Here is a 3917-nt window from a genome sequence, read left to right as displayed (position 1 = left end):
TGCAGAAAAAAAGTAATTTATAATTTGCCCCGGAAGGAGCTCAATCTTATCAGTTATTTATGAGGTGACCGAGGCAATTGCTTTTACTTTTCACAAGTATTCAGAAAGAGCAATCAAAGAAACAGCCCAGGAAACACCCAGCACATGCAAGCCCTAAGGAGACAGATAATCTATTTCTGGTCAGTTTTTTGGCACCCACAGGAAAATAGTGCCACGACTTTGGATAGAAAAGGTAGTAATACAAACTTCTAAACTATGGGAGAGCAGGTGGTTTATATAGATGTTTATTACAAAAGAAAAATAAAGAGAAATATAGTAAGTCTGTGAGGTGATCAGAATCTTTGTTTACTAATATGCAGCAGAAGAGAGCTATAGAGATATACAGAAAAAAAGGATATGAATAAGTTAACAAACGAGGATAGGCTCAGTTCTGATAGCATATGCAACAAGCTTGTCTTTGGGGTAATGGACAAAGGAGAAGCATCTTAGGAACAATTGAAGATTAGAAGACAGGTGGAGAAACAAGAAAAGTCCATAGCCGTGTCAAAATGCTATTGGAGAATCAGAGTCAGTTGCAGAGTAAACCCGGTATCAGCAGTTATGGCAAGGGGGTATTACTAGTAAAGCTCTATTAACATAGTAAAAACCCTGGGGAAGAGCAGTTTTGCCGGTGCCCATATAGCTAGATACATATTACGCCCAGGCAAACCCCCATGTGTGGTCAAATGTCTAACCCCCTATAGGGAGGCACAAATCCTGGGATGGGCAAATACTCCCGGCGAATAGGGAATTTTTACTGGGAATATACTGAAGGGAAAACACTGTTACAGGGGATAAAAGACAAGGGGAGATATAAGGAGGAAGGGATATTGCAGTTTTTGTCAGAGATGACGGGGATTTCGGCCTTTATCTAGGATAATAATGTGCTCCACATAATCCGATCGCTGGCAAACAGATAGGGCCCTCATTCTAATTGATTTTGGGGCGGTAAAACAGTTAAGCCGCAACAAGGACAAAAAACTGTTATCACAGACAATGATTCGCCAGGACATTCATAGCACGGTTTAAGATTGAAGAGAGGAAAACGGCTACTCAGGCGCTACGTAAAGCTACAATAGGATCCAACTGTGCCGCACGTTTGGCAGGAAAGACGCCGAAAAATAGACCAATGGCGGTAGAGGTGCCAACGGCCAAGAGGACAGTGGGGATGGAGATAGTGGTGGGCAGAGGTGAAATATTTCCAACTAGTAATACAACACCTATTCCCAAAAAAGTACCTATAATCCCCCCGGCGACGGAGATGATAACTGCCTCTATGAGAAACTGAAGGAGAATATCCTCGTCGGTAGCACCAATAGCCTTTCTCAGGCCGATTTCTTGGATTCTTTCCGTCACCGAGACCAACATAATATTCATAACGCCGATGCCGCCCACAATGAGGGAAATAGAGGCAATGGCGGCCAACATAATAGTTAACCCGTTGGTGACGGTGCTGACGATATTGAGAATGTCCTTCTGGGTTTCCACACGGAAATCATCTTCCCTGACAATTTTGTGACGGAGACGGAGGAGATTGGAGATTTGGAAACGGGCGGCGTCGATGGTATCTGCTGACTTAGCCGAAACAGAGATAAAGGTTAATTCTATCCCATAGTTAGAGGTTTTACCCACAATTTGGTTAGCCATGGTGGTGAGGGGGATATAAATGGTTTCGTCCTGATTGGTGCCCAAAAAGGAGCCCTTGGGTTGCATTACACCAATAACCTCAAAAGAAACATTCTTGATGCGGATTCTTTCGCCGATGGGGTTAGTATAGGGGAAAAAATCTTCTGCTATTTGACTGCCCAACACAGCAACTCGTCTATTAGCTTTTAAATCCGCCTCAGAGAGGAATCTACCTGTCTGGACATCAAAACTGCGAACTGTGAGAAAGGAGGGGGTGGTGCCCACAATCAAGACATTGTTGTTGCGACTGCCATAACTGACCAATTGACGGGAGTTGATTTGTGGGGCCACCTCTTTTACTGTGGGCACTTGTGACGCTATAGCTTCTGCGTCTGCCAACACCAAGGTATTTGGTATTTCAAAAGTAGTCCGCCGAGATTCTCTACTACCGGGTACTACAAAGAGAACATGAGGGCCAAGACTAGTAAACTGTTGTTCAGCCAGACGTTGAGCCGCCTGTCCAATACCACTCATGGCGATCACCGAGGCGTTGCCGATGACAATCCCCAACATGGTTAGGCCGGCACGCATTTTCTGGGAGAGGATGGTAGAAAAAGCCATTTGGAAACAGTCTTTTAATTTCATAGTCCTAGCCCTTGTTACTCTTCTTAACAATTTTAACTTTTAGCGGGACTAGCGGCGGTTCCCTATGTTGCAAAACATTAAGGAGAAATTGTCAAAATAGGCAGTTTCGGTAATGATTAAAATTGTTTAAAAAACCTTTATAGTAAGAGGGATATTTAGGGAACAGGGACAACTCATGAACATTGTCGTAGTAGGCTTATCTCACAAGACAGCGGCGGTAGAAATAAGAGAAAAATTGAGCATTCCCGAGACGAGGATGGAACAGTCAATCCGGCAGCTGTTGAGTTATCCCCATGTCCAGGAGGTGGGAATCCTCAGCACCTGTAACCGCATGGAAATATACAGTATAGTAAAGGAGACCGAGCAGGGAGTAAAGGAAATAAGCCAATTCTTGGCAGAAATAGGACATATCCCCCTCAATCAACTGCGTCGTCACCTGTTTATTTTGCTGCATCAGGATGCCATTCGTCACTTGATGAGGGTGGCTGCTGGTTTAGAGAGTTTAGTATTAGGGGAGGGGCAAATTCTCGCTCAGGTGAAAACGGCCCACCAGTTAGGGGTAAAACATAATGGCATAGGGCGTTTGTTGGATAGGCTTTTCAAGCAGGCCATCAGTGCGGGTAAGAGAGTACGTACAGAGACAAGTATAGGTACGGGGGCTGTTTCCATCAGTTCGGCAGCAGTGGAATTGGCAGACACCAAGATAGAAAATCTGCCCGGTAAGAGGGTAGCCATCGTTGGGGCGGGGAAAATGTCTCGTCTGTTAGTAAAACACCTGATGGCAAAGAGGGTTACAGACATTAGTATCATCAACCGCACCCTTGAGAAGGCAGAAGAGTTGGCCAAGGAATTTCCTCAATTGGCCCTAAAGTTGTATCCTCTGGAACAGATGCTAGAAGTCGTTGCCGACGCTGACATTGTCTTCACCAGTACAGCTGCCACTAGTCCCATCTTAGACAAGAACAAACTTTCCCACCTTCGTCACAGGAAAAGTCTTACCCTCATCGATATCTCTGTACCACGAAATGTAGCAAGTGATGTTACCGATTTAGAGTTTGTCCATTCTTACAACGTAGATGATTTAAAGGCGGTGGTAGCCCAAAACCATGCTACCAGAAGAGAAATGGCCAAAGAAGCGGAGAATCTACTGGAGGAGGAGATACAGGCATTTGTCCTCTGGTGGCAATCTTTAGAAACTGTGCCCACCATCAGTTCACTGCGCAACAAGATAGAGCAAATCCGGAAACAGGAATTAGAAAAAGCCCTATCACGTCTTGGCTCAGAATTTGCGGAAAAACATCAAGAAGTCATAGAGGCCCTTACCCGGGGGATAGTAAACAAGGTTCTCCATGAGCCTATGGTACAATTAAGGGCTCAACAGGATGTGGAAGTGAGACGTCAGGCTCTACACACCTTACAATTGCTCTTCAACCTTGAGGTGACAGAACAAGCCTTCTAAGCTGGTAAAAAAAATTAAAGACGCCTAAGGGCGTCGTGGGGGTATATGAGGAAGCGGGCATGGAGCTATTGTCCCATGGGGTTGCCCCCATAGTATCGTCACCGCTGCCCCGTTTCACTGCCGAGTTCGGGATGGGTCGGAGTGGGGC

General features: G+C 45.3%; 3 protein-coding genes. 2 read left to right on the top strand and 1 reads right to left on the bottom strand.

Annotation, left to right across the window (positions count from 1 at the left end; translation table 11 throughout):
• Window positions 1–761 precede the first annotated feature (761 nt).
• Window positions 762–914, top strand: coding sequence for a hypothetical protein (locus tag IGQ44_12795; GenBank protein HIK38853.1), 153 nt, complete (start codon window positions 762–764; stop codon window positions 912–914).
• A gap of 178 nt (window positions 915–1092) precedes the next feature.
• On the opposite strand, the gene IGQ44_12790 is transcribed toward IGQ44_12795, so the two are convergent.
• Window positions 1093–2310 (bottom strand): ABC transporter permease, encoded by a 1218-nt coding sequence (locus tag IGQ44_12790; GenBank protein HIK38852.1) that lies wholly within the window; start codon window positions 2308–2310, stop codon window positions 1093–1095.
• A gap of 175 nt (window positions 2311–2485) precedes the next feature.
• Here IGQ44_12790 and IGQ44_12785 point away from each other — a divergent pair, with 175 nt between their 5' ends.
• A complete protein-coding gene (locus IGQ44_12785; protein HIK38851.1) occupies window positions 2486–3769 on the top strand; it encodes a glutamyl-tRNA reductase in 1284 nt (427 codons plus the stop codon).
• Window positions 3770–3917 lie beyond the last annotated feature (148 nt).

This window comes from Geminocystis sp. M7585_C2015_104 (assembly GCA_015295805.1).
In the GTDB taxonomy this organism is placed as follows: Bacteria; Cyanobacteriota; Cyanobacteriia; order Cyanobacteriales; family Cyanobacteriaceae; genus DVEF01.
The sequence above is the reverse complement of the archived record's forward strand: the minus strand, read 5'-3'. Positions and strand labels throughout refer to the sequence as shown.